The sequence below is a fragment of the Paenibacillus dokdonensis genome (genome assembly GCF_004916975.1).
Lineage (GTDB): Bacteria > Bacillota > Bacilli > Paenibacillales > Paenibacillaceae > Paenibacillus_AQ > Paenibacillus_AQ dokdonensis.
On record NZ_STGQ01000002.1, the window covers coordinates 1 to 21,735 of the forward strand.

General features: G+C 48.8%; 17 protein-coding genes and 1 rRNA gene. 3 read left to right on the forward strand and 15 right to left on the reverse strand.

Annotated elements, in window-relative coordinates; translation table 11 throughout:
• Positions 1-91, reverse strand: a 16S ribosomal RNA gene (locus E6W40_RS18220); the annotation flags it as partial.
• 438 nt (positions 92-529) lie between these two features.
• Between E6W40_RS18220 and E6W40_RS18225 the strand changes: the two genes are divergently transcribed.
• Positions 530-1,777, forward strand: coding sequence for a molybdopterin-dependent oxidoreductase (locus E6W40_RS18225; RefSeq protein ID WP_136607069.1), 1,248 nt, complete (start codon positions 530-532; stop codon positions 1,775-1,777).
• Positions 1,778-1,812: 35 nt separating this feature from the next.
• Here the strand turns inward: E6W40_RS18225 and E6W40_RS18230 are convergent, their stop codons facing one another.
• From E6W40_RS18230 to E6W40_RS18295, 14 genes are all read right to left on the reverse strand, one after another.
• Positions 1,813-3,684 (reverse strand): transglycosylase domain-containing protein, encoded by a 1,872-nt coding sequence (locus E6W40_RS18230; protein ID WP_136607070.1) that lies wholly within the window; start codon positions 3,682-3,684, stop codon positions 1,813-1,815.
• Positions 3,681-4,301 (reverse strand): hypothetical protein, encoded by a 621-nt coding sequence (locus E6W40_RS18235; RefSeq protein ID WP_136607071.1) that lies wholly within the window; start codon positions 4,299-4,301, stop codon positions 3,681-3,683. Before E6W40_RS18235 ends, E6W40_RS18230 begins: the two co-directional genes overlap by 4 nt.
• A 125-nt stretch (positions 4,302-4,426) precedes the next feature.
• The gene (locus E6W40_RS18240; protein ID WP_136607072.1) at positions 4,427-5,539 is read right to left on the reverse strand and encodes a sensor histidine kinase; all 1,113 of its coding nucleotides are present in this window, start codon (positions 5,537-5,539) and stop codon (positions 4,427-4,429) included.
• A 20-nt stretch (positions 5,540-5,559) separates the two neighbouring features.
• Positions 5,560-6,267: a response regulator transcription factor gene (locus E6W40_RS18245; RefSeq protein WP_136607073.1), complete on the reverse strand. Its 708-nt coding sequence runs from the start codon at positions 6,265-6,267 to the stop codon at positions 5,560-5,562.
• A 149-nt stretch (positions 6,268-6,416) separates the two neighbouring features.
• Positions 6,417-8,435: an NAD-dependent DNA ligase LigA gene (gene ligA, locus E6W40_RS18250; protein ID WP_136607074.1), complete on the reverse strand. Its 2,019-nt coding sequence runs from the start codon at positions 8,433-8,435 to the stop codon at positions 6,417-6,419.
• A 75-nt stretch (positions 8,436-8,510) separates the two neighbouring features.
• On the reverse strand, positions 8,511-10,841 hold the full coding sequence (gene pcrA, locus E6W40_RS18255) for a DNA helicase PcrA (RefSeq protein WP_136607075.1): 2,331 nt from the start codon (positions 10,839-10,841) through the stop codon (positions 8,511-8,513).
• Positions 10,842-10,885: 44 nt separating this feature from the next.
• Positions 10,886-11,563, reverse strand: a complete 678-nt coding sequence (gene pcrB / locus E6W40_RS18260) for a heptaprenylglyceryl phosphate synthase (RefSeq protein WP_425464954.1) — start codon at positions 11,561-11,563, stop codon at positions 10,886-10,888.
• Positions 11,564-11,747: 184 nt separating this feature from the next.
• Positions 11,748-12,620 carry a phosphatidylinositol-specific phospholipase C/glycerophosphodiester phosphodiesterase family protein gene (locus tag E6W40_RS18265; RefSeq protein ID WP_136607077.1) on the reverse strand — a complete coding sequence of 291 codons (873 nt, stop codon included), beginning with the start codon at positions 12,618-12,620 and terminating at the stop codon, positions 11,748-11,750.
• 177 nt (positions 12,621-12,797) lie between these two features.
• Positions 12,798-13,670, reverse strand: a complete 873-nt coding sequence (gene rfbD / locus E6W40_RS18270) for a dTDP-4-dehydrorhamnose reductase (protein ID WP_136607078.1) — start codon at positions 13,668-13,670, stop codon at positions 12,798-12,800.
• Complete coding sequence (rfbB, locus tag E6W40_RS18275; RefSeq protein ID WP_136607079.1) at positions 13,670-14,689, reverse strand: dTDP-glucose 4,6-dehydratase; 1,020 nt, start codon at positions 14,687-14,689, stop codon at positions 13,670-13,672. The genes rfbD and rfbB overlap by 1 nt, the downstream gene beginning before the upstream one ends.
• Positions 14,690-14,704: 15 nt before the next feature.
• Positions 14,705-15,253 carry a dTDP-4-dehydrorhamnose 3,5-epimerase gene (rfbC, locus tag E6W40_RS18280; protein WP_211147068.1) on the reverse strand — a complete coding sequence of 183 codons (549 nt, stop codon included), beginning with the start codon at positions 15,251-15,253 and terminating at the stop codon, positions 14,705-14,707.
• Positions 15,254-15,283: 30 nt separating this feature from the next.
• Positions 15,284-16,027 (reverse strand): sugar phosphate nucleotidyltransferase, encoded by a 744-nt coding sequence (locus E6W40_RS18285; protein WP_136607081.1) that lies wholly within the window; start codon positions 16,025-16,027, stop codon positions 15,284-15,286.
• A gap of 216 nt (positions 16,028-16,243) precedes the next feature.
• Complete coding sequence (galU, locus tag E6W40_RS18290) at positions 16,244-17,164, reverse strand: UTP--glucose-1-phosphate uridylyltransferase GalU (protein ID WP_136607082.1); 921 nt, start codon at positions 17,162-17,164, stop codon at positions 16,244-16,246.
• A 252-nt stretch (positions 17,165-17,416) separates the two neighbouring features.
• The gene (locus E6W40_RS18295) at positions 17,417-19,930 is read right to left on the reverse strand and encodes a U32 family peptidase (RefSeq protein ID WP_136607083.1); all 2,514 of its coding nucleotides are present in this window, start codon (positions 19,928-19,930) and stop codon (positions 17,417-17,419) included.
• Between the two features lie 268 nt (positions 19,931-20,198).
• Between E6W40_RS18295 and E6W40_RS18300 the strand changes: the two genes are divergently transcribed.
• On the forward strand, positions 20,199-20,477 hold the full coding sequence (locus E6W40_RS18300) for an ArsR/SmtB family transcription factor (protein WP_136607084.1): 279 nt from the start codon (positions 20,199-20,201) through the stop codon (positions 20,475-20,477).
• Between the two features lie 70 nt (positions 20,478-20,547).
• Entirely contained in the window at positions 20,548-21,729 is a 1,182-nt protein-coding gene (locus E6W40_RS18305; protein ID WP_136607085.1) for an MFS transporter, read from the forward strand.
• The last annotated feature ends 6 nt before the right edge of the window (positions 21,730-21,735 follow it).

Consider the following 21,735-nt stretch of genomic DNA (forward strand, 5'->3'; position numbering starts at 1 on the left):
TTCCCGAAGGAAGTGTAAGAGTCCGCTCGACTTGCATGTATTAGGCACGCCGCCAGCGTTCGTCCTGAGCCAGGATCAAACTCTCCAAGAAAGTCTGTAGCTCATTTTGAAACTGACGAGATGTAATGAATTTTTGAATTAAACGATGTTAATCAAAAACTTCATTACTTATAATCTCATTTAAAACATCATCTATTTGTTCAGTTTTCAAAGAACTTGTTTTCTGCTTCATTCGACAAATTTCTTACGAAGCAGGATTTCATTATATCATTTTCTCTCAAGCAAGTCAACACTTATTTACTTAGCATTGTTTGTTTTGAAAGCCTGCCGTGTTTAGCGGCAAGAAATAATATATCATGGATGTCCTACATAATGCAACTGTTTTTTTAAATTTTAAATATGTTAAAATTTTCTTCATAGAGTTACAACATAAACATAATTTTTCAAGCAGCTCCTGAGGTATATTCAACTTACACACGCCCCATCTAAAACGGTACCTTTTTAAATCACAAATTACAGGAGGCTAAACATGAACAGTTGGCTGAATAAGATTCGAAAGGGTATTGGCAAAAAGCTTGCTGCCGTGCACCGCTGGAACGCCTGGATGATCGCCTTTCTTGCTTTCAGCGGATTGATTCTCCCCTGGGGAGCCTGGAGAGAGATTTTAGGAGCAGGCCGAGTATGGCTGAAATGGCTTCATATCGGTGTTGGTCTTGCACTGCTGCTTCCTGTTCTGTATTACCTACTGCTTGCCGGCAAACACTGGGGTCTGCTGAAAGAACGTCCCGCACAAAAATGGAATGTATTCATTGTTCTATTTATGTTGGCCGGCTGGTTTCTTTCCGGTGTCGTTCTCTGGCAGTTCCGCGCCTTCGGTCCGGCATGGTCCAATCCTGCATTAATCATTCATGATGTATTTACCTGGATCGGTCTTCCTTATATGATCTATCATTCGATCACCCGTACCCGCTGGTTAAAGGAACCTCACCGCCGTTCTGTCCGCACCAGCATCCAACCAAAAACGGAAGTATCTCCTCAAGCGACAGAGCCGTTATATACCCGCAGAGCATTTATCCGTTCTGCAATTGGTCTCGGTTTTGCTGTTACACTGGGTCCGTCTTTTATTAAATGGATGGCTTCGAGTCTAAGCTCCGGCGCCAATGTCGAGAATCTGGTTCAAAAAGATAACAACCATCTTATTCCTGCCCCCCAGCCTGCTGTAGATTCTCTTCCCCCGATAGGTGGGGGTTCCAAAGGTAATTTTCGCATTTACACGGTAACTCCAATTCCTTCGTTCGATAATTCAAACTGGTCCTTTACTGTGGACGGCTTGGTGAATCAGGCGATGCAGTGGAACTGGGAAGAATTTGTGAAGCTCCCTCGTACTGTGCAGGTCAGTGACTTTCACTGCGTTACCGGATGGTCTGTCTACAATAACACCTGGGAAGGTATACCGCTTAAGCATCTCCTCGAGCAGGCGGGCTTTCAATCCTCAGCCCAAACGGTCAAGTTCTACTCAGGAGATGGCGTATACACCGATTCCTTAACGATGGAACAGGCTCAAATGAAGGATATTATGATCGCTGTCATGCTGGATGGAAAGCCAATTCCGAGTGATCTTGGCGGACCTGTACGACTCGTCGTCCCGCAGATGTATACCTACAAGTCTGTGAAATGGCTGAACCGTATTGAACTCATTGCCGAGGATCATGTCGGCTATTGGGAAGAACGCGGATACGATAAAGATGCGTGGCTTTCAGGCACAAAGCAGAGCTAACCGCTAACCCCCTATCTCATCTCCATTCGTGTTCTTCACTTCATCTGGCCTTCCATCGCTTTACTCATGACTGTGGAAAACAAGGCGGCGGCCATCCCGCTGCCAGCGGTCATGAAGTTATCCTTGTCTGTGCGGTCAAAGCCCATCCACACCGCGGCTGTCCACTCTGGTGTATAACCGACAAACCAGAGATCCCGGTTAGCCTTACTGCTAATCCCGGGCAAATCCAGTTGGGTGGTACCCGTTTTGCCCGCGACCGGCCGGTTCAACCTTGCCTTTTTGCCGGTGCCCTCATCGACTACACTTCGCAGCATCCCGGTCATTCTCTCTGCGGTCAGGGCTGATATAGCTTCCCGCTGTCCGGCATTATACGTATACAGAACATACCCCTTGGGGTCTATGACTTGACGCACTGTATGCGCCTCACGAAAGACACCGCCGCTGGCAAATACACTGTATGCTTGCGCCATTTTTAATGGAGATACCCCCGTATGCAATCCCCCTAGCGCAATGGACAGGTTATTATCTTCTTTGGGTAGATCTATACCGAGCTTCGCGGCAAACCCGCGGGCCTTAGAGATTCCCACCTGCTTCAGCAGCCACACGGCCGGTGCATTGATCGACTGTTGGAGAGCTATTTTCATGGATGTTTGGCCCCGGTACACACCATTCAAGTTTTCAGGCTTATAACTGCCATAAGCAGTCTTACGATCCGGAAGGACACTATCTGGTGTATAGAGACCGCTTTCTAATGCCGGCCCGTAATCAATAATAGGCTTGAAGGCGGATCCCGGCTGCCGAGCATCAACCACCGCCCTGTTTAGGTTCCCCGTACTTGGATTTCGGCCTCCGGTCAACGCCACAACATCGCCGGTCCGGTGATCCAACATTGCCATGGCTGCCTCCACCTGCTGATCTTTCCCGTCCGGCGGAAATAAATCGGGATTCAAAAACGCCTCCTCCAGTGCTCTCTGTGCTGCCGTATTCATTCCCGTCACTATCGTATAACCACCTGTTTGCAGGTCTTTCTTTGATTTGCCGGTCCGCTGGGAAGCCTCTGTCAATGCGGCATCTATATAAGAAGCGCCTACCAGCCTTTCTCTAACAATGGAAGGAGGTTGATACTTCTCTTTAACAGCTGACTTCATTTCTTCATGAGTAATCAAACCCTGCTTCCACATCAAACTAAGCACAAGCTCCCGTCTCTTCACAGAAAGCCCGCTATTGTCTGCCGGATTATAAATGGAAGGTCCTTTGGGGATGGCAGCCAATGCGGCAATTTGCATGATATCAAGCTCTTTTAGTTGAGTGACCCCAAAATAGTGCTCAGCTGCCGCTTTTACTCCGTATTGTCCTTCCCCCATATAAATCTGGTTAAGATATAATTGCAAAATATCATGTTTGGACAGCCGCTTCTCCAAAGCCAAAGCAATAGATGCCTCATTCAGCTTACGAAGCATATTTTTATCCCGGTTCAGGAAAAGATTTCGGGCCAGCTGCTGGGTGATACTGCTCCCTCCTTCCGACACCTGCATCTGAAGAATGTTATTAAAAGAAGCACGAGCGATTCCCTTATAATCCAGTCCCTGATGACTATAAAAGCGGCGGTCTTCCACTGCCAAGAAGGTATTGACCAGTAATGCCGGCATCTCTTCAAGCTCTGCCTTCATTCTGTAACCCGATTCGGGCAGCGGGATCCTCCGAAGCACCGTTCCATCCGCGGCAGCAACGATACTTGATTCCTGCAGAATCAGTTTTTCCGAATGGCGGTTCACTACGGTTTCTCCATATTCATGAACATAAAACAGTCCGGCCAATACCAGCACAGCACCCATCACTGCCAGGTCAAATGCAAAATAAAGGCTTCTCAGGAGCTTGCGTTTAACCACAGCCTGCAGACCGCTCATGACGAAGTGATCAGGCTCTCCAGGAACCGTTCCATTCCAAGCGCCTCCCGCTTGACTGCCTCCACCCTCAGCAGCCCTACGCTCTCCGGATTATCCCCGCCTGCCTCGCCATCTTCTAAAATTCGCAATAAAGATTTCATTCTTAAGATCAGAGCCATGACTTCTTCATTTCCCAGTAGAGCGCTGGATTCTTCTTTTTTCATATTGAAAGTCTGCAGGTCATTCGATGGGAATACATCTGTTCGATTGATTCTATGGAGATGATCCGCAAGTTTCCTTAACTCCCCGCCTGACATAACCTCCAATTCCTCAAAGGAACCTTTGTCTGCCAGTTCTTCCGCTGCGTTCAGCAGCGACTTGATATCATTAGCTGTTTTTTGCGAGCGCAGCATAAACATCCCGGTGAACACCGTTAAAAAAATGAGGACGGCTATTGGCGTTTTACCGATATGATTCATCAGCCAATGCGATAACCGGACCAGCAACGAATCCGGCGCACTATGGGAGTACAGAAAAACGAAGGCTCTATATACAATAAATAGTGAAATACCGCTGAGTAGCGCGCTTCCTACAACGATGTATAGATAGCTGCTGCGTACGGTTAGCAACTCTTTCAAAACCTTAATCCCTCCTTGCGAACGGGCAGTTATCACCCTATGCACAAAAGGATATCGGCCAAATCTTAAGAAACACCCCGAAAGTTCTTAACATTCTCTTAATATCACTCGAAAACAAGATTCAGCTATACCTTGGATATCGGGATCCGGGTAATAAAATCAGTGCGATACCTATCGCTTTTGGCCGAAATAAGGCCATGGTGACGGTCGATGATTCCTTTAGCAATCGCGAGTCCCAGCCCTGAGCCGCCTGTATGGTGCGAGCGGGAGCGCTCCGCCCGGTAAAAGCGTTCAAAAATATGCGGAAGGTCGCTTTCTGCAATCATTTCGCCAAAATTGCTGATCCGTACCACTGCTTCATCCCCTTCACGGTCAAAGCTGATCTCCAGTCTTTTACCTGCTTGACCATAACGGATTGCATTGGCTATCAGATTCTCATAGGCTCTTACCAATTCATAAGGCGCAGCCTGAATCCACAGGGAATGATCCGTATTGTCATGGATCTTATAAGTCATACCTGCCAGGTTCAATTCCGGAACTGCCTCCTCTACCAGCTGCCGAATGAAAGCTTTTAGATCAAGCCGCTCCAGCACAAGCGGAAGTCCTCCATTGTACACTCGTGTGTACTCGAACAAATCGTCTATGAGTTTGCGCAGCACAAGCGTTTTTTGATAGGCAATATCGGCATAATAGCGCATTTCTATCTCGTCCCGGCAGCGGTCCTGCTCAATGTACTCCAGGAAGCCCAGTATGGATGTCAGAGGGGTGCGCAAATCATGGGATACCCCAGTAATCAGCTCGTTCTTCGCTTGAACGGCTGATCTCTCTTCCAAAAGGGAATGCTCCAGCCGATCGGACATCACGTTAATGTTCTCCGCCAACACGCCCAGCTCATCCGATGTCCTAACCTCGATCCGGTGTGACTCTCCCAGCTTGGTGATTTGCTGAATCCCCGATGTAATCTCTTCAAGATAGGAGATGATTTTTCGGGTGAATATAAAAAAGAAAATAAGAAAACTGACAACGCCAGCAGTAAACAGCAGCGGTGCCGAGCCAATATGATTAATAATCCATTTGAGCATCAGCGTGTAGGGAGAGGGCTCCGGCTCCGGATTCGAATAAATTGAAGATTTTACAAGCTGATATCCGGCAGTCAGCAGTCCTGCTCCCGATAAGATGCTCAATATAAATGCCCAGATAAACTTCCAGCGGATCGTGCTTATGTATTTAGCGTTCATGGTTAAGCTCCCTCCAGCTTTCAGGACGGTCCGTCCAGTTTATAACCAACTCCCCAAACCGTTTGCACATAACGCGGGCGTTTCGGATTCATTTCGATTTTTTCACGTATTTTACGTACATGAACCATGACCGTGTTCCCTCCATCCAGAAAAGGCTCATTCCAAACATTGTTGTAAATTTGCTCCATGCTGAGCACCTGTCCTTGATGCCTTGCCAGCAGTTCAAGAATCGCAAACTCCCGGGGAGTCAGTTTTACTTTTTGCCGATCAACGTGAACCTCATGTTTGCCTGTATCTATGACCAGGTCTTCGAATACCAATTTATGCTCTTCTGCTTGAACAGGAGTATCTTTGTTGAATCTATGATAGCGGCGCAGCTGCGATTTGGCCCTGGCCACCAGCTCCAGCGGATTAAAGGGTTTGCCGACATAATCATCGGCACCGATGCTGAGTCCGTTGATTTTGTCCATGTCCGTGTTTTTTGCAGACAGCATGATGATCGGCACATGACGTTCTTCGCGAATTTTCATACAGGCGGCGATTCCATCCATCCTCGGCATCATGACATCCAGAATAATGAGGTCGACTTCTTCATTTTCCAGCCAGTTCAGAGCTTCTGCCCCGTCATAAGCCTTTAGCAGCCGGTATCCTTCATTTCTAAAATAAATATCGAGCAGCTCCACAATTTCCTTCTCGTCATCCACGAGCAATATCGTTTCTTTTTTCACAGGGAAGGTTTCCTTTCAAATCTATTAAATGAAACATCATTTTCTTCATATTAGCAGAACTCCCCATTCTATCACCCTATTATTGTCATAAAAAAAGTCCTGGGTTCATTGTTCAATGAACCAGGACTTCTGCTTGTTATGGTTTGGAACTATGCTTCTGTATTCAAAAGACGGACAAATTCATCCTCATCCTCGATGACCTGAATCCCCAGCTGCTGGGCCTTGGCCAGCTTGCTGCCCGCCTTCTCGCCCGCAATGACCAGATCTGTCTTCGCAGATACACTGCCGGTGACTTTCGCCCCAAGTGCCTCCAGCTTATCGGCAGCCTCATCACGGGTGAGCTGATGCAGCGTGCCCGTCAGAACGACCGTTTTACCGCTAAAGAATGAATCGGTATTCACCACTCTCGGCGCTTCCGGAGCTTTAGCTTCCACGCCCAGAGAGAGCATTTTCTCGATTCCCGTCATGATAAACGGATCTGCGAAAAAGCCTACGATGCTGTCTGCGACAATACCACCCACATCCGGAAGAGCTATCAGCTCTTCGACGGTTGCACTCATCACAGCATGCAAATCACGAAAATGCTCGGCCAACATTTTGGTCGTCGATTTGCCTGTATTCGGAATCCCCAAGGCAAAAAGGAATGAAGCAAGGTCTCTGCTTTTACTTTTTTCCAGGGAAGCAAGCAGATTATTAGCTTTTTTCTCACCAAAACGGTCCAGCTTGATCAGATCCTCAAACGCGAGAGTATAGAGATCTGCAGGCTCACGAACGCTCAGCTCGTTGTACAGCTGCTCGGCTGTCATAACGCTAAATGTCTCTATGTCCATGGCATCTCTTGACGCGAAATGGGTAATCCGTCCAATAATCTGAGGCTTGCAGTCCAGACTGTTGTTACAGAACAAATGGGCGCCGCGCTGCTCCAGAGGAAACCCGCAGGCAGGACATTGCTCCGGATAAACAATTTCTTCACCGTCGCTATCCTCGGTTACCTTGCCCAGTATTTCCGGGATGACATCGTTAGAACGGCGAATAAAGACGCGGGTACCGAGGGCATGCTTCAGGTTTTTCCGTTCGATATCCCCGATATTATTCAGAGTGCAGTTCTGCACCGTCACGCCAGCAAGCTCGACAGCCTCGACACGCGCAACCGGTGTGATTTTGCCTGTACGTCCCACTTCCCAGGACACGGATTCGAGCACGGTTGTTGTTTCCTCCGCCTCAAACTTGTACGCAACGGCCCAGCGTGGGAATTTGTCCGTATAGCCCAGGGCTTCCCGGGTACGCATATCCACGATTTTAATAACGGCACCGTCAATGAGATAATCCAGGCTCGAGCGGCGTTCCTGAATATCCTGGAGTTGTTCCATAACATCATCAAATTTCTCGAAATAGGTAATGAACGGATTCACTTTAAAATGATTGTCTCGCAGGAAATCCATCATTTCCTTATGACTGTCAAAGCGGATGCCTTCTGCATAACCCACATTGTAGAAGAAGGCACTGAGACGGCGCTCAGAGGTCGTCTTCGGATTCAGGTTGCGCAGCGCCCCCGCTGCCGCATTGCGGGCATTTTTCAGCGGCTCGGCTGCGGTTTGGTTATAGCTTTCCAGGACGGACAAATTCATAATCCCTTCGCCCTGCACCTCGATTGTACCCTCGGTATACGGGATGCTGAGCGGTACGGATTTGATCGTTTTTACTTGTGCCAAAATACCTTCCCCAACGACTCCATTGCCGCGGGTTGCTGCCTGTACCAGTCTGCCGCCGGTATATGTCAGGTTCAGTGTCAGCCCGTCAAATTTCAGCTCCACCGCATAGCTCAGCTCAGGCAGCGGCTTATCCGGGTTTTTACTGTTATAATCCGCCACCAGCTTGGTAGCACGAGCGTTCCAGCTTCCAAGCTGTTCAATATTTTGCGCTTTGTCCAGACTCCATAGAGGCGCCAGGTGCCGGTGCTGCACAAATCCTTTAAGCAGCTCGCCGCCTACGCGCTGGGTAGGAGAATCCGGCAGAATAATGCCGCCCTCCTTCTCCAAGGCTACCAGCTGGTCATACAAAACATCGTACTCTTTATCACTGATCAGCGGCTTATCCAGCGTGTAATAATGATAGCTATACTTATTCAGCTCGGCGACGAGCTGCTCCATGGTAAACATCGGATCCATGCGGGGATCATCCCTCCGTCGCAATTAATTTTTTAATATATATTAGAAAAGCGGCAAGAAAAGCACTCTATGACTCTAGCATTCCACTTTGGTGATCGGTGCAAACCCTGCGAGCAGCCGTTTGACTCCGACAGGTGCCGGAAAAGCAATCTGCAGCTCCGTATCATTGCCGCTGCCTTTAACAGACACAACCGTTCCTGTACCCCATTTACCATGAGACACTTTGTCGCCAGCTTTAAGTGCAGTCAGATCTGCCGTGCTGCCTACGGCAGCCGCTTGATGCGGTACCGAGGTCGTCACGGTTACCTTGGATTGCGATCCGGATGCTGTAGCTGTCGATCCACTCAGGGATGAGTTCTCGGCATTGCGTCCAAAATTACTTCCGCTTCCGCTGCCTAATCCACGGCTGCCATAGGAGCCGCCAATATTACCGCCGCGGCGGTAACGGTCACGGGCTACGCCAGTCTCTTCCTTCAATTCTTCAGGAATTTCATCCAGGAAGCGTGAAGGCGGGTTCGCTGTCGTACGGCCAAATAAGGTACGCATCTGTGCACAGGAAAGGAACAGCTGCTGTTCAGCCCGCGTAATCCCTACATAAGCCAGTCGGCGTTCCTCCTCCAGCTCCTCATTATCCGAAAAGGCGCGGCTGTGAGGGAATACCCCCTCTTCCATGCCTACGATAAAGACAACCGGAAACTCCAGACCCTTGGCGCTGTGCATGGTCATGAGAATAACGGCATCCGACTTATCCTCTTCCTCATCGTTCACCGAATCAATGTCGGCAATCAGGGCAAGGTCCGTCAGGAAGGAAACGAGTGACTTATCATCGTTATTTTTCTCGAATTCCATCGTAACCGACAGGAACTCATCGATGTTTTCCAGGCGTGAACGCGATTCAATCGTATTTTCCCGCTGCATCTCAATCCGGTATTGGCTCATTTCCAGAATCTTTTCGGTCAGCTCTGTAACGGAGAGATATTCTACCATTTGATTCAGTGCTGCGATCATATCATAAAATTCCACCAGCGCATTTCGCGTCCGTCCGGCAAAACCCAGATCATCAACGACCGCTAGTGCTTGGAAAATAGATGTTCCCCGCTCGGCGGCCGCTGCACCTAATTTCGCTACGGTCGTATCGCCAATGCCTCTTTTCGGCACATTGATCACACGAGCCAAGCTGAGATCATCATCCGGGTTGGAAATGAGGCGCAGGTAGCCGAGGATATCCTTGATCTCTTTGCGATCATAGAACTTGATGCCGCCAACAATCTGGTACGGAATATCCGATTTGATCAGAATTTCCTCAATAACCCGGGACTGGGCGTTCGTACGGTACAGGATGGCATGGTCCTGATAAGACTTATTCAGTTTGACGTTTTTACTAATTTCAGAGGTTACGAAATACCCCTCATCATGCTCGGAATCAGCCCGGTAAACTTTAATCTTGTCGCCATCGCCTTGGTCAGTCCACAGCTTCTTCGGCTTGCGTCCGCCGTTCTGCTTGATCACTTCGTTCGCCGCGTTCAGAATCGTGGAGGTCGACCGGTAGTTCTGCTCGAGTAAAATGGTCCGGGCTTCAGGATAGTCCTCCTCAAAATTAAGGATGTTGCTGATGTCGGCTCCGCGCCAGCGATAGATGGACTGGTCGCTGTCACCCACCACGCAAATCCGGTGATGTCCGTCGGCGAGCATCCGGCAGAGCATATACTGGGCACGGTTGGTATCCTGGTATTCATCGACATGAATGTATTGAAATTTTTTCTGATAAAAATCGAGAACCTCTGGTACTTCCTTAAACAGCTGAATCGTGGACATGATCAGGTCATCAAAGTCCAGGGAGTTATTGCTTTTCATCCGGCGCTGGTACATGGTGTATACCTTGGCAGCGATGCTCTCAATATAGTCCCCGGCCTTTTGTTCATATTGTGCTGGAGTGATCAGTTCATTCTTCGCCGTGCTAATGAGAGAAAGAACGGCTTTAGGTTCAAACTTTTTGGTATCCAGGTTCAAATCCTTCATGCAGTTCCGAACGAGAGACAATTGGTCCGTCGAGTCCAAAATCGTAAAGTTGGAGTTAAAGCCGATCCGGTCAATGTCCTTACGGAGAATACGTACGCACATGGAGTGGAAAGTCGATACCCAAATGTCCCGGCCTTCATTGCCGACGAGCTTGGTTACACGTTCCTGCATCTCACGTGCTGCTTTATTGGTAAAGGTTATCGCCAAAACACCCCATGGCGGAGCTTTGCGGGTGGCGATCAAGTAGGCAATACGATGCGTCAGCACCCTGGTCTTGCCGCTCCCCGCTCCGGCGAGAATCAGCAGCGGGCCTTCCGTTGCTTCGACGGCCTGCTGCTGCGGAGGGTTCAATTTTTTAATAGCTTGTTGTATATCAATCGGTTGCATGCGGGCATGCTCCTTCCTGAATGTTATTTGCGCTTATTCCGCGCTTACTTCACAGCCTTGACGGTGAGCAGCGCCTGTTGCAGATTATCATATACCGCGTTTCCGACCACGATGGTGTCGCAGACAGCCGCCGCTTTGGCCGCGGTTTCCAGATCATGTATGCCGCCCCCATAGAACAGCTTGGCGGTATGAAGAGATTGATGAATTTTTTTGACCGTGTCCATATCCCCGAAGCAGCCGCTGTACTCGGCGTAAACCACCGGAAGTGACATCAGCTTGTCCGCGACTTGGCCATAAGCAGCAGCACCCGCCGCATCAAGATCCGTTTGGGCTCCAGTCACACGGGCCACAGTAGAGTCAGGATTGAGAATGATGTAGCCTTCAGGAATAAGCAGATCCCATGGAATCATATAGCCGTATTCCTCTACGGCCCGTTGATGCTGCCCCGTAATCCACATGGTATCCGCGGTATTCATTACCATCGGAATCATATACAAATCAAAACCGGGTACAATCATTTCAAGATTGGAAACCTCCAGCACACATGGAAGCTCATAACGGCGGATCCGCGACATCAAATCTACCGTATTGTCGTACGTCACCCCGCTGGAGCCGCCTACCATGATCGCATCGGTCCCGGACATGCATACCGCTTCCAGTGCGTTATCATCTATTTCCCGGTCCGGGTCCAGCTTAAAGATATGTCTCCAGGGTTTAATCATCTGCTTCAAACGTCATTCCTCCACGACTTTTCTTCATAAATCTAGTCTATGTCAGCGCAGGAGTAGTGTCAATTTCTTGTTCGTATGGAATACGAACAATTTTATGGAATTTCCAGCTTCCACACAAAAAGATATGCTTCACTCACGAAGCATATCTTTCATATTATTTCTTATCTATGCCATCTTATTTCCCAAAGGCATACAGCCAACTCGTCGATTCGACCTCTTTTTCCGTTAAAAAGTCCGAATAGAAGCCATTCACGCCCATCCGTTTCAGCTTGCTGACATCGTATGTTTCGTTGATCGTGTTTACATAGGTCACAACTCCAGCCTTTTTCAGCTTGGATAGAAATGTGCGTGTCACGCGCTGCTCGGGTATTGTTACCGCTTCAATCGCATTTTTGGAGACGAAATCGATAACTTCATCATCCGTATCCTTGGTTGCGTACAGCGTATAGATCAAAGATGGAAAATTATAAATTTCTTTCACCATCTGCAGCATTGGCTGGTTATAAATCTGCGGCACCACCCGCTCCAAAAGCTGCGGATTTCGTGCTTTTGCCGAGTTAACCAGCATGGCAAGTTCATGCTTCATATCTTCTGCTTCCTGCTCTTTCGTGTCTGTCACAATATATATATCAGGATAGCGCTCCATTAAATCCATAATGTCTGTCCAGCTCAGCGGATCATAACCTCCAAGAATTTTGCTCTGCTTGAACTCCTCATAACTGAGCCGCACCGCCTGACGGTCTTTCGGGAGCTTGTCCTCCTGCTGCAGCAATTCGGTCATATGCTGTGTCCATTCATGCCTGGCCACGAGCTTGCCGTCTTCGGTCAGCAGCAAATCCACCTCAAACACACGGTTTCCTTTTTCATAGTTGGCGATAAATGCCTCGTAAGAATTCGTATATGCATGATCATTGATTCCTCCCATAGCATGGGAAATCACCTTGTAATCTGTAAAATCGCCGTTTGATTCCTCCGAACTGCTTTGGGGAACCCAGAATAGCAGCCCGGCAGCACCCACCAGCAGAATGAGGGCGATCCATCTTCGCATGAGTGTCCACGTCCTTTGCAGCGTCTTGGTTTAAATTGTATTAAGATGCACCTGTAATAAAGAATTACCCTGCCGCACGTGTGGTCAAACGAGGAGAAATATGGTGATAAGCATGGCGAAGCTCTTTCATATGAAAATAAAAAAATCTCCCATATATCAGGAGACCTCTCAATATTGTTATTCAGAGACTGGTTTATTAAGCAAGTGAATGAAATCCTTGAGCCCTGCGCGCCAATGCCTCAGATCATGAAAACCATTGGTCCTGATCGACACATGATCCATGACTGAATTAGCCGGACGCGGGGCAGGCCGAGGAAATTGCGCTGTTGTGCATGGCTCGAGCTGAGCAGCAATCGTAAGGCCAACTTGTTGAGCTTCCTCAAAAATAGCCTGAGCAAACTCGAACCAAGTGCATTCCCCGCTGTTCGATGCATGATAGATCCCGTATTTCTCCGTCTGGATCAGCTCCAGCAGAAATCCGGCCAAATCCATCGTATAGGTAGGGGATCCTTTTTGGTCATGAACCACTTGGACAAGCGGCTTTTCCTGACCTAAGCGAAGCATCGTCTTCACAAAATTATTCCCGTGAATACCATATACCCATGATGTCCGGACGATAAAGTAACGGGAAGAAAGGGACTGTGCCAGCAGTTCGCCCGCTCTCTTGGATTTTCCGTACACGCCCTGCGGATCTGTGTTGTCATACTCTCTATAGGGAAGCATGGATTGACCATCGAAAACATAATCCGTACTGATATATACCAGCTTGGCTCCCGCCTTCTCAGCAGCAACCGCAATATTCCTTGTTCCGTCCGCATTGACTTGGTAGGCCTTGTCGATATCGTCTTCGGCAGCGTCCACAGCTGTAAAGGCGGCACAATGAATGACAACATCCGGATGAAAGGCTGCCATCAACCGCATGCATTGCTCCTGGCTGGTGATATCAAGCTCGGTACGCCCGCAGGCTTGAACCTCATGCCCTTTCTGAAGCAATAGAAGGACCATGTCCTTCCCTAATTGTCCGTTCGCCCCAGTCACTAAAACCTTCATTAGGCATCCCCTAACCGTTCACCGTATTGCTTGGCATAATAGGCTTTATATTCTCCAGACTGAATACGGGTCCACCAATCCTTGTGTTGGAGATACCACTGGATGGTTTCCTTAATTCCTGTCTCAAAATGATGCTTTGGCTTCCAGCCCAGCTCCTGAGTTATTTGGGCAGGGTCAATTCCGTAGCGGCGATCATGTCCGGGACGGTCCTGCACATACGTAATGAGAGATTCCGGCTTGCCGAGCTCCTGCAATATCGTCTTTACGATATGGATATTGGTGCGCTCGTTATTGCCCCCAATGTTGTACACTTCCCCGATGCGGCCGTTATGGATAACAAGGTCGATCGCGCTGCAATGATCCTCGACATAAAGCCAATCCCGGATATTCAATCCATCGCCATAGATAGGCAGGGGTTCATCGTTTAAGGCGCGGGAGATGATAAGCGGTATTAATTTTTCAGGAAACTGGTAAGGTCCATAGTTATTCGAACAGCGCGTGATATTTACCGGCAAACCGAAGGTTTCGTAATAGGCACGAACCATTAAGTCTCCCCCAGCTTTACTCGCCGAGTACGGACTGTTGGGGGCGAGCGGTGTTTCCTCTGTAAAAAGTCCCGCATCACCCAAAGAGCCGTATACCTCATCCGTAGATACTTGAACGTATTTGGTCACGCCATATTTTTTGGCTGCATCCAGCAGCACCTGTGTACCGAGCACATTCGTTTTCACAAATATATCCGGTTCCAAAATACTCCGGTCGACATGGGATTCAGCAGCGAAATTCACCACCACGTCAATGCCTTGCTGAAATAACAGGTCGATGCCTTGCGCATCCGTAATATCTGTTTTGCAAAAGGAGTAATTCGGATTGCCCGAAGCAGACTTCAGATTCTCCAGATTACCCGCATACGTAAGCGAGTCCACATTGATGATCTTATATTTCGGGTGCCGCTGAAGCATATATAAAATAAAATTACTGCCGATAAAACCGGCACCGCCGGTAACAAGTAGTCTCATGACAGAATCGGCCTCCTAATCGAAATTCAGTTCCGCATCCTTCAGAAGCGGGTGACGCTGATCTTTATCCGAAAGAATCGGATTGGAAGCGGGCCAATCGATTCCCAGCGCAGGGTCGTTCCATAATATGCCGCGATCATTCTCGGGGGAATAATATTCGTCCACTTTGTACAACACTTGGGTGTTTGGCACAAGCGTGCACAGCCCGTGAGCAAATCCTTTTGGAACCAGAAGCTGACGATGATTATATTCGCTTAAAATGACTCCGACCCATTGGCCAAACGTAGGTGAGCTTCTGCGGACATCAACAATGACATCATAGATGACTCCTCTGACCACACGCACGACCTTGGTCTGCGCCTTCGGATTAAGCTGGTAATGCAAACCGCGAATTACGCCGGGTTCCGCAGATAAGGATTGATTGTCCTGTATGAATTGGAGTGCTATTCCCTGCTGCTTCAGATCAGCCTCATTGTAACTTTCCATGAAGAAACCCCGGTTATCTCCATGGACAGCCGGTTCGAGCAGGCAAGCGCCTTTTAAAGGTAAAGACGTGACTTTCAACATTTTCCGGCTCCTCCTTCCATCGTTTCGTTACAATTTGAATTTGCCAAATTCCTCGCTAAACATGATTTCCTGCGCTAATTCATTCGCCCGGGACCACGAGGCATGAGTACCCGCGTCCGTCCACCAGCCGCGCAAAACATCAAAAGTTAACTCATTACGTTTAATATATGAATTATTTACGTCCGTGATTTCCAGTTCGCCCCGTGCGGATGGCTCTAATGTCCGGATAATATCAAATACTTGACTGTCAAACATGTAAATTCCCGTGACTGCGTATTGGCTTTTGGGCTGCTCCGGTTTTTCCTCAATAGAAAGAATACGTTCATCTTGAAGCTCAGGCACCCCGAAACGGCAAGGATCCTGGACCTCCTGGATCAAAATTTTGGCACCGTTTTTTTGTGAACGGAATTTTTCAACGAATGGCGTAATATCATCCTCGAAGACATTGTCTCCTAAAATAACCACCATCTGATCTCCACCCACAAACTGTTCGGACAAGCCCAAAGCCTGAGCAATACCTCCTGCTTCATCCTGAACCTTGTATGTAAAATAAACCCCCATGTCCTGGCCGCTTCCAAGCAGACTCACGACATCTCCCATATGCTCCTTCCCTGTGACAACCAGAATATCTGTTAGGCCGGCCTGCTTCAATTTCGATACAGAATGAAAAATCATAGGATACTTACCTACAGGAAGAAGATGTTTATTCGTCACTTTGGTTAAGGGATACAAGCGTGAACCCGTACCTCCGGCTAAAATGATTGCTTTCATAAATGCCCCCTAAAATCTGATGTTTATGTTAAACTGACCTCAAAATATACACCATGTTGTACAAAGCTTGGATAACACATTGGATGCACTTCCTGAACAAGTTACTTAAAGGTAATTCGTCGTATCAGCCCCTCCCAACGATACAAAATGTATCGACATACATATTATAACAAATAAAATTGTTTGGGATCCATTAAAAACTTAAAGCCCATCATTTTATTCATTTTGCATGCTAATGGGTTTAAGGTTGTTTTTACGACGATCCTTCTGTTCCATCTCCATAACTTCTCTCATATACTTCAGCAGTTCGTCCTTTAACTCCTCATGCTGAAGAGCATAATGAATTGTTGTCTGGATAAAGCCCAGCTTCTCGCCAACATCATGCCGCAATCCATCAAAATGATACGCAAGAATCGACGCACTATCACTTAAATGAGATAGAGCGTCCGTTAATTGAATCTCGCCGTTCACTCCAGCAGACTGCTCCTCTAGAAGATCAAAAATATGAGGTTTCAGGATATAACGGCCCATAATAGCTAAATTAGACGGTGCTTCAGAAGGCTTTGGCTTCTCAATAAGTTTAGCCGCTTGATATACTCGTTCACTAATCTTTTCTGCATCCACAATACCATAGCGCGAGACTTCCTCAAGGGGGACAGGCTGCACACCTACTATGGATGAACTATATTGTTCATATACTTCGATCATTTGCTTTAGGCAGGGGACGCCTGCTTCAACGATGTCATCGCCTAGAAGCACGGCGAACGGTTCATCCCCGATAAACTTGCGTGCACACCAGATTGCATGACCGAGCCCCTTCGGCTCCTTCTGACGTATATAATGAATATTCGCCATCTCAGTGGATTTACGAACTTCATGGAGAAGCTCCCATTTCCCTTTTTCGATTAAATTACGTTCCAGCTCTAAGGAGTAATCAAAATGATCCTCAATGGCCCTTTTGCCCTTACCTGTGACGATAATAATGTCTTCAATGCCAGAAGCAACGGCTTCTTCAATAATATATTGGATGGTAGGCTTATCGACAATAGGCAGCATTTCTTTAGGCATTGCTTTCGTCGCTGGAAGAAAACGTGTGCCTAAACCTGCTGCTGGTATAATGGCTTTACGAATTTTCATAGAAGGCTCCTCGGCGCAAGTACTTTGTAATCTATAATCTTCTTACCCTATTATATCGGATTTAGCATGAATTTGGCTTAATAAGAAAAGAGGCTGCCAATCTTGGACCACAGAGCAGCGCATTTGTAGTGAATTCCCAACGTGCTCTCCATGCTGTTCTACTCCGCCAAAGACCTATCATAAATATGAAAGCCCCTCCCCGGATCACAATTTGTGACCAGAGGAGAGGCTCTTTTATATATCTTTAAAAATCTATTTGACCAGCTGCCCGCGTGTTACTCCGAGCTGGTTGGTTGCTTTCAGCGTCTTCCATACCTGTGTGCCGCTGATTTCGCCGCGCAGCGCACGTTTGTAGAGATCGATGACCTCATGCACCTGATCCGGTGTTTCTTCGAGAAACTCAACGCGGTAATTGGATACGCCAAGCTCCATGAAGTTGGCCAGGTACTCGGCACCGGACTGCTCGATGGCATTGTAGACCGTATTGCGGCAGCCTTCGTCCACCCGAACCGGGTGGGACATGCCGATCCGGTCCTGCAGGGATACCCGGTGCTCTTCGCATGGGCGTCCGCAGTTGGTGTAGTCCGTACCTTCGCTGAGGAAGGTGCAATACACGCAATGCTCGGTATGGAACATCGGCATATGCTGATGAATGACGATTTCCATCCGCGAGGTATCCGAGCGTCCGAGCAGATCAACCATCTGCTGGATGTTCAGGTCATAAGACGGTGTGACTGTGTCACAACCGGCTTCCAGGAACAAATCCACTGCTTTATGGTTGGCGATGTTCAGCGAGAAGTCGCCGATCAGCTGCGGATGCTTCGCATCCGGATTCGCCATCCGTTCGCGCAGGTAGAAATACAGCGCACCGGTGTTGCGCACCAGCACGGCATCCGGCTGGAGGCGCAGGATATTCTTATGGATACCGTTCTCGATCGGCATATGAATGCGCGGGGTTACTAGCGCAATTCGTTTGCCGGCGGCACGAACGGTTTCCACCGCTTCCTTGAACTGCTTGATGAACTCGAAGTCGGCGTATATGAATTCAACGCCGGCTTCCAGCGCAGCCTCCACCTGCGGGAGGCTGCGGCACAGCGCGGTGAGCTTCGCCTCACCGCGTGGCACTGGCGATGCGCTATGCGCGGCATCGCTGTAGACCGTTGCCGCCCGTTTCACATATACGGGCGCCTTCGGACGCTCGCCTTCAAGCAGCTCCACCGCACGGCGGCGGATGCTGTTCAGCTCGCGCATAGGCACAATGACGTCGCCCTGCAGGTCGACGTCAAGCTGCTCCAGCTGGAACAGGGTGCCGCCCAAACGGCCGAACTGCTCCTCCAGGAGAGCATAGTCCATCGGCCGTTTCTTGGCGATTTCCAGCTCCAGCTCCGAGTCCACCTGGACCGTCGTGCCCTTCTGCACATCGGTCCAAACCGTGGTCAGCAGGCCGCCGGCATGGCCGAATGCCTTCACATGCACGGGGAAGACCCGGTAAGGCTTCTCCGTTTCAAAGGTTTGACGCAGGCGTTTGTCCAGCGCCGGATCATTCGTCTTCCAGATACGGTCTCCTACATGAAGCTTCTGAAGATCCACATCGCTGCGGCCAGGAACGATATCAACGATCCAGCCTTCGCCTGCTTCACCTTCGAGCTTCACGCCTTTACGGCGAAGATCATAGATACGTCCGCCTTCTTCTTTCTTGGTCGGATCTCCCGCATCAAATACGATACCGTCGCCACGCTTAAGCGGAGCTTCAATCTTGCAGACCACGCCATCACGCAAAATTTGTTCTACACGGCCGACATAGACACCGCGGCTTTTCGGAAATGTTCCGTCCACCAGCTTTTTATTATTCGTGCCATCCAGGAATCCATGCGTAAATCCGCGTGAAAAGCTCTGCTGCAGCTCACGCATTTCTTCCTCGCTTGGCTTCGTCTGATCCCCTTCAAAATAACGGTCAATCGCCTTGCGGTATTTGCTCACTACGTTTGCTACATATTCCGGGGTCTTCAAACGGCCTTCAATTTTAAATGAAGTGACGCCCGCTTCAATGAGTTCCGGCATCAGATCGATGGCTGCCAAATCCTTAGGGGAAAGTAAATAAGCGACGTCTCCCATCGGCTTTTGCTCGCCGTCCACCATCAGGTCATACGGCAGGCGGCAGGCCTGCGCGCATTCGCCGCGGTTTGCCGAGCGTCCGCCCCACATCTCCGAGGTCAGGCACTGACCCGAGTAGGATACACAAAGCGCTCCATGGACGAATACTTCCATCGGCAGCTTGGCCTGCTCGCCGATTTTTTGAATTTGCTTCAGGTTGTTTTCGCGTCCCAAAACGACGCGTTCCATGCCCCAAGGCTTCGTAAACTCCACCGCTTCCGGCGAAGTAATCGTCATTTGTGTCGATCCATGAATCGGAAAGTCCGGCGAAATCTCACGGATCAGCTTGACCAATCCCAAATCCTGAACGATGACAGCATCGACGCCTGCGTCAACGCAAGCATCAATCAGTTCCTTGGCATCCTCCAGTTCGTTTTCAAACACCAAAATGTTAAACGTCAAAAAGCCCTTTACTCCATAGCTGTGCAAAAATGACATAATCTCCGGGAGCTCGGCCATCAGAAAATTGTTGGCACGTGCGCGGGCATTAAACTTTTCCACACCGAAAAAGATGGCATCCGCTCCGTTCGCTACCGCTGCCCGCATGCAGTCCCAATCACCAGCAGGCGCCAGCAGCTCCACATCTTCCCTACGTAAATCTTTCGTGTTCATCTATATCCTCCCAAACCGGCCGCGGCCGGCTGTACTTGAATCTCTATCGTTGAAACGCAGGAATCTATAATCCCCGCTGTAACTTAACTAGTTTACCAGACATCCAGCGATCCTTCTACCTAATATAAATTGAACTAAAGGAAAGGTCTAACATCTCATTCGGTGCAGACTAGATGATGAAGCAAATAAGGGTTTACGAATCCATATCCTTGTGATACATTATTTCTACAAATATCGAAATATAAAATATTCAGGAGGTTCGAACCGAGTGAAAGCACATAATGATCAGCAGCAGGCCGTGAAAATATATAAAGCGCTGGGTGAACCTACCCGTCTCAAAATCGCTCTGCTCTTGAAAGAAGAAAGCGATCGATGCTGCTCCGTCTTAGGTGACAAGCTGCAAACCGTTGCAATCTCGACTTTGTCCCACCACCTGAAGCAAATGGCAGAATCCGGACTGTTGACCTTCCGCAAAGAAGGAACCTTCATATACTATAGTTTAGACAAGGAAGTCGCTGCTAAGTACGCTCCATACCTGCTTGATTAATTTTTTTTAATTTATATTTCGATATTTTTAAAAATATAGTTGTTAACAAACATACTGGGAGAGTGGAAACATGGGAAGCACGTGGAAAGTATATGTCCTTGCACTGATTAGTTTTTTGGTAGGAACATCCGAATATATTATTTCCGGAATTCTGGACCGGATTGCTGTGACTCTGGGTACCAGTGTAGCCGCTGCCGGCCAGCTGATCACGGTCTTTTCTCTTGCCTATGCAATCGGGACCCCCATCCTGATGGCAGCAACCGCCAAAATGGACCGGCGCAAGCTGCTGCTCTATTCGCTTGGGCTCTTTATTGCGGCGAATCTGCTCTCATTCGTATTGCCTGGGTTTGAGCTCTTTATCGCGGCCAGAATCATCATGGCTCTAGGAGCTGGCATGGTTGTCGTTACTGCGCTCAGCATTGCCGCCAAAATCGCTCCACCCGGCAAACAAGCCGGAGCTATCGCCTCTGTAACGATGGGCTTTACCGCCTCGCTCATTATCGGCGTCCCGCTCGGCAGAATGATATCCACAGCACTGGGCTGGAAAGCGGTATTCCTGGCCATCGCTCTTGTCGGAGTTTTGGCTATGGTTGTCATTGCCTTGTCCATTCCCCGCATTAAGGGTGACGAGCCCATTCCATTGATGAAGCAGTTCGCTTTATTAAAAAGACCGCAAGTCGCAATTGCGTTAGGAATTACATTTTTCTGGCTGGGAGGATATTCCCTTGCGTATACTTACATCTCGCCTTTTTTGCTTGAAGTGACGCATTTAAATGATTCTTTGTTGAGTGCCGCTCTGCTTGTTTTCGGTATTGCCAGTTTGATTGGCTCAAAGGTTGGAGGTTACAGCGCAGACAAACGGGGAGTGATGTTCACACTTGCCACCGGCATGCTGCTCCATATCATTTCCCTGATTCTGCTGTCGTTTGCAGGCCATTCCGTGGTTGCCGTATTTGCTATTCTGATTCTCTGGTCTTTCGCCGCCTGGTCCTCCGGCCCGACCCAGCAGTATAACTTGATTTCTCTTGCTCCCGAATCCTCAGGCGTTATGCTGAGCCTTAACCAGTCCACCATGCAGCTTGCCATGGCTGTCGGAGCGGCGGTTGGGGGGCTTGTCATCGGGCATGTGTCTCTGGCTTCGATCACCTGGTTTGGTGCTGCTGGCGTTATTATCGCCGTAATTGCCACGTTTGTGTTATCGGGTATGACCTCGCGACAGCCGGCGATTCAAAAGGCAGATCCAATCCATTAAATAAAT

Coding starts and splice junctions, on each gene's coding strand:
- galU (WP_136607082.1), bottom strand. CDS start 17,164: ATGAAAATTCGTAAAGCCATTATACCAGCAGCAGGTTTAGGCACACGT.
- E6W40_RS18240 (WP_136607072.1), bottom strand. CDS start 5,539: ATGAACGCTAAATACATAAGCACGATCCGCTGGAAGTTTATCTGGGCA.
- E6W40_RS18265 (WP_136607077.1), bottom strand. CDS start 12,620: ATGCGAAGATGGATCGCCCTCATTCTGCTGGTGGGTGCTGCCGGGCTG.
- E6W40_RS18225 (WP_136607069.1), top strand. CDS start 530: ATGAACAGTTGGCTGAATAAGATTCGAAAGGGTATTGGCAAAAAGCTT.
- E6W40_RS18285 (WP_136607081.1), bottom strand. CDS start 16,027: ATGAAAGCAATCATTTTAGCCGGAGGTACGGGTTCACGCTTGTATCCC.
- pcrB (WP_425464954.1), bottom strand. CDS start 11,563: ATGATTAAACCCTGGAGACATATCTTTAAGCTGGACCCGGACCGGGAA.
- E6W40_RS18305 (WP_136607085.1), top strand. CDS start 20,548: ATGGGAAGCACGTGGAAAGTATATGTCCTTGCACTGATTAGTTTTTTG.
- rfbB (WP_136607079.1), bottom strand. CDS start 14,689: ATGAGACTACTTGTTACCGGCGGTGCCGGTTTTATCGGCAGTAATTTT.
- E6W40_RS18230 (WP_136607070.1), bottom strand. CDS start 3,684: ATGAGCGGTCTGCAGGCTGTGGTTAAACGCAAGCTCCTGAGAAGCCTT.
- ligA (WP_136607074.1), bottom strand. CDS start 8,435: ATGGATCCGATGTTTACCATGGAGCAGCTCGTCGCCGAGCTGAATAAG.
- rfbD (WP_136607078.1), bottom strand. CDS start 13,670: ATGAAGGTTTTAGTGACTGGGGCGAACGGACAATTAGGGAAGGACATG.
- pcrA (WP_136607075.1), bottom strand. CDS start 10,841: ATGCAACCGATTGATATACAACAAGCTATTAAAAAATTGAACCCTCCG.
- E6W40_RS18295 (WP_136607083.1), bottom strand. CDS start 19,930: ATGAACACGAAAGATTTACGTAGGGAAGATGTGGAGCTGCTGGCGCCT.